Consider the following 3,640-nt stretch of genomic DNA (forward strand, 5'->3'; position numbering starts at 1 on the left):
GAATACCTACGAAAGTCTGATTGCTGTGCTTAACGAGGTTAAAGCCGAAGGGATCGCGCCGGATTGCATTTTGGTGACGGGCGATATTTCGCAGGATGGTTCCATCGCTGCGTATCAGACAATGAAAGATGAGCTCGCTGAATTTGAGTGCCCAATTCGCTGGTTTCCCGGAAACCATGATCACCGCCAGAATATGTCTCAGGTGATAGGAGAAAGTGCGGAGCTTGATAAAGTCTTAAAGCTTGGTGCGTGGCAGTTGGTCCTGCTGGACTCCCTGTCTCCTGGCAATGTTTATGGAGAGTTGGCTCAGTCAGAGCTAGACGTGTTAGACGCCACATTACGTTCAGACAAATCGCATGCGCTTGTTTGTTTGCATCACCACCCTGTTGAGATTGGCGCACGATGGCTTGACCGTATTGGTTTACGTAATCCTGAGGCCTTTCTTAATATGGTTGACTCGAATGATCATGTCGAGGCCGTGTTGTGGGGGCACATTCATCAGGAGTTTGATGAGCAGCGCAGAGGCAAGCGCATGCTAGCAACACCTTCGACCTGTATTCAATTTAAACCAAAGTCTGATAATTTTGGACTCGATGAAGTCGCTCCGGGTTATCGCTGGCTCAAGTTGTATGAAGACGGTTCGATCGAAACAAATGTGCAGCGCGCAAATAGTTTTGAGTATGAACTTGATTTAAAAAGTAATGGTTACTAAATCCTTACTCTATTTGCACGGATTTAATAGCTCTCCCGCCTCAGTCAAAGCCTCACAGGCGCAAGTCTATTTCAACCAAAGTCAGCGGTATCATCTCGAAGTTCCTGCTTTGCCTCCTGAGCCTAAACAGGCTATTACCCTTCTCAGGGGTATGATTGAGAGCGGCGATATTTCAGGTGTGATTGGTAGTAGCCTTGGTGGATATTACAGTTTGTTTTTACATGCCGAATATGAATTGCCTGCTGTATTAATCAACCCGGCAGTAAAACCGTTCGAATTGCTGACTGATTACATCGGTACAAACACCAATATGTACACAGGTGAGCGATATGAGGTAAAAGCGGAGCATATGCAGCAGTTGCTCGAGCTGGAATCGTCCCCTGATGCTTTGGATTTATCGCACCTTTTTCTTTTAAGTGAAACCGATGATGAGGTGCTCGACTATCGTGAGGCTGCAAACAAGTTAGTGGGGGCGAAGATGTCTTTGACGCGCGGTGGCGACCACTCCTATCAATCATTCGCCTCGCATCTTCCGGCTATTCTAAGTTTCTTTGACCGAATTTTATTCAAAAGCTAGTTTTTACTGCGCTTGTTTCGGTAAAATGCCCGCCTACTCAAACTCGCTACCGGAGCCTCTCTGTGGGTAACAAAACTCCTTTGTATCAGGCGCACCTTGATTCAGGTGCTAAGATCGTTGATTTTGGTGGCTGGGACATGCCAATTCATTATGGCTCCCAGGTAGAAGAACACCATTTTGTTCGTCAAGACGTGGGTATGTTCGACGTATCGCATATGACGATTGTAGATCTCACAGGTCCTGATTCTGAATCCTATCTTAGAAAGCTTTTGGCCAACGACGTCGCTAAACTGAAAACTATAGGCAAAGCGCTCTATACCGGCATGCTCAATGAGCAGGGCGGAGTTATTGATGATCTCATTGTTTATCGAATGCCTGAAGGATTTCGATTGGTCGTGAATTGTGCGACACGAGAGAAAGATTTGGCATGGATGGAAGCGCAAATTTCCGGTTTTGACGCCTCTTTAACGGAGCGACCAAAGCTAGCTATGGTCGCTGTGCAAGGGCCGAAGGCGCTTGAGCTTTGCCAGCAAGTCGCGACTTCTGCTGCACAAGTGATTGCAGGTTTAAGTGTGTTCCAAGGGATTGAACATGAGGGTTGGATGTTCTGTCGCACAGGGTATACCGGTGAGGATGGTCTGGAAATTATGGTGCCAGACGACCAAGTAAGCGCTTTCTGGAAAGCGCTTGAGACTGCGGGCGTTCATCCTTGTGGGCTTGGTGCCCGTGATACCTTGCGTTTAGAGGCAGGGATGAATCTTTACGGCTCTGATATGGACGAGAGTGTATCGCCTCTCGAAGCGAATATGGCGTGGACGGTTGCTTGGTCCGATGATCGGGATTTTATTGGCAAACCGGCGCTTGAAGCTCAGAAAAGTGCAGGGTGTAAATTCAAGCAGGTAGGCTTAGTGCTTGAAGCGCGAGGCGTGTTGCGTGGACATCAAAAAGTGTTGGTTGAGCATAATGGTGAGACGCTTGAAGGTGAAATTACTAGCGGCACATATAGCCCAACATTAGGTTACTCTGTCGCACTAGCGAGAGTGCCTGTTCAAGTTGGAGAAACATGCGATGTTGAAATGCGTAACAAGCGCGTGCCTGTAAAAGTTGTAAAAGCTCCGTTTGTACGTAATGGCAAACGGGTCTACGAATAATTTTAGAATTAACGGTGCCAGCCACCGAGTTTAGGAGATAACCATGAGTAATGTACCGAGTGAACTGAAATACTTGTCGAGCCATGAGTGGGTGAGACTGGAAGCCGATGGCGAAACAGCAGTAATCGGAATTACCGATCACGCTCAGGAATTACTTGGCGACGTCGTTTTTGTAGAGCTTCCTGAAGTAGGGACAGAGCTTGCGGCTGGTGACGAAGCAGGTGTTGTGGAGTCAGTAAAAGCCGCCTCAGATATCTATGCGCCGGTGAGTGGTGAGGTGTTAGAGATTAACGAAGGGCTTGAAGAAGCGCCAGAAATCGTCAATAGCGAGCCTTATGACGATGGTTGGTTCTTTAAAATAAAGCTGTCAGATTCGAGTGAACTTGCCTCACTTCTTGATGCGGACGCGTATGCGGATGTCTGCGAAGCTGACGACCATTAGATAATAGTTGTGAGAGCGCGTTTACGCGCTCTTTTTGATTTACACGTTATATCTTTTGTCCCGTCTAGGGACATTTGTTTTTAGGAGCTAGCATGCCTTTTGTTCCTCACACCGATGCCGACGTTGCAAAAATGCTCGGCGTCATAGGCGTTGATTCGATTGATCAGCTGTTTGACGAAATTCCAGAACACTTACGGGCCAAATCTTTTGATGTGCCGGAAGGGTTGTCAGAAATGGATATGATGCGCCTCATGAATGAGCGCGCAACCCAAGACAGCGGCGCTCTGTGTTTTATTGGTGCTGGTGCGTATGAACATCATGTTCCGGCCGCAGTTTGGGATATTGCAACCCGTGGCGAGTTCATGACCGCATATACACCTTACCAAGCGGAGGCAAGCCAAGGAACGCTGCAGCTGATTTATGAGTACCAATCTATGATGGCTGGACTTACCGCGATGGATGTCTCCAACGCTTCATTGTATGACGGTGCCTCCGGTATGGCCGAAGCGGTTTTGATGGCGATACGAGCGAATCGCAAATCAAAGAGTAAACGCGTCTTGGTTGCTCGTTCTGTTCATCCTCTTTACCGCAAAGCGACAAAGAGCATTGTTGAGAATCAGGGCATTGAATTGGCCGAATTGGCCATGGATCAGCAGGCGCTGACTGTTGACCACCAAGCATTGGAGCAGCACGAGGGTGAGGATTATGCTGCATTGGTGATCGCGCAGCCCAATTTCTTTGGTAGCCTTGAGCAAGTG

The 3,640-nt window shown here is 48.0% G+C and carries 4 protein-coding genes and 1 pseudogene; all 5 read left to right on the top strand.

Annotated elements, in window-relative coordinates; genetic code table 11:
* The coding region (gene cpdA, locus A3750_RS11270; protein ID WP_068548272.1) for a 3',5'-cyclic-AMP phosphodiesterase at positions 1-712 on the top strand (712 nt) is incomplete at its 5' end.
* On the top strand, positions 702-1,289 hold the full coding sequence (locus tag A3750_RS11275; RefSeq protein WP_068458644.1) for a YqiA/YcfP family alpha/beta fold hydrolase: 588 nt from the start codon (positions 702-704) through the stop codon (positions 1,287-1,289). The genes cpdA and A3750_RS11275, both read left to right, overlap by 11 nt.
* 62 nt (positions 1,290-1,351) lie before the next feature.
* Positions 1,352-2,440, top strand: a complete 1,089-nt coding sequence (gene gcvT / locus A3750_RS11280) for a glycine cleavage system aminomethyltransferase GcvT (protein WP_068458645.1) — start codon at positions 1,352-1,354, stop codon at positions 2,438-2,440.
* Between the two features lie 43 nt (positions 2,441-2,483).
* Positions 2,484-2,882 (top strand): glycine cleavage system protein GcvH, encoded by a 399-nt coding sequence (gene gcvH, locus A3750_RS11285; protein WP_068458569.1) that lies wholly within the window; start codon positions 2,484-2,486, stop codon positions 2,880-2,882.
* A 92-nt stretch (positions 2,883-2,974) separates the two neighbouring features.
* A pseudogene (locus A3750_RS11290) lies at positions 2,975-3,640 on the top strand (glycine dehydrogenase); the annotation flags it as partial.

The sequence above is a fragment of the Oleiphilus sp. HI0079 genome (assembly GCF_001635105.1).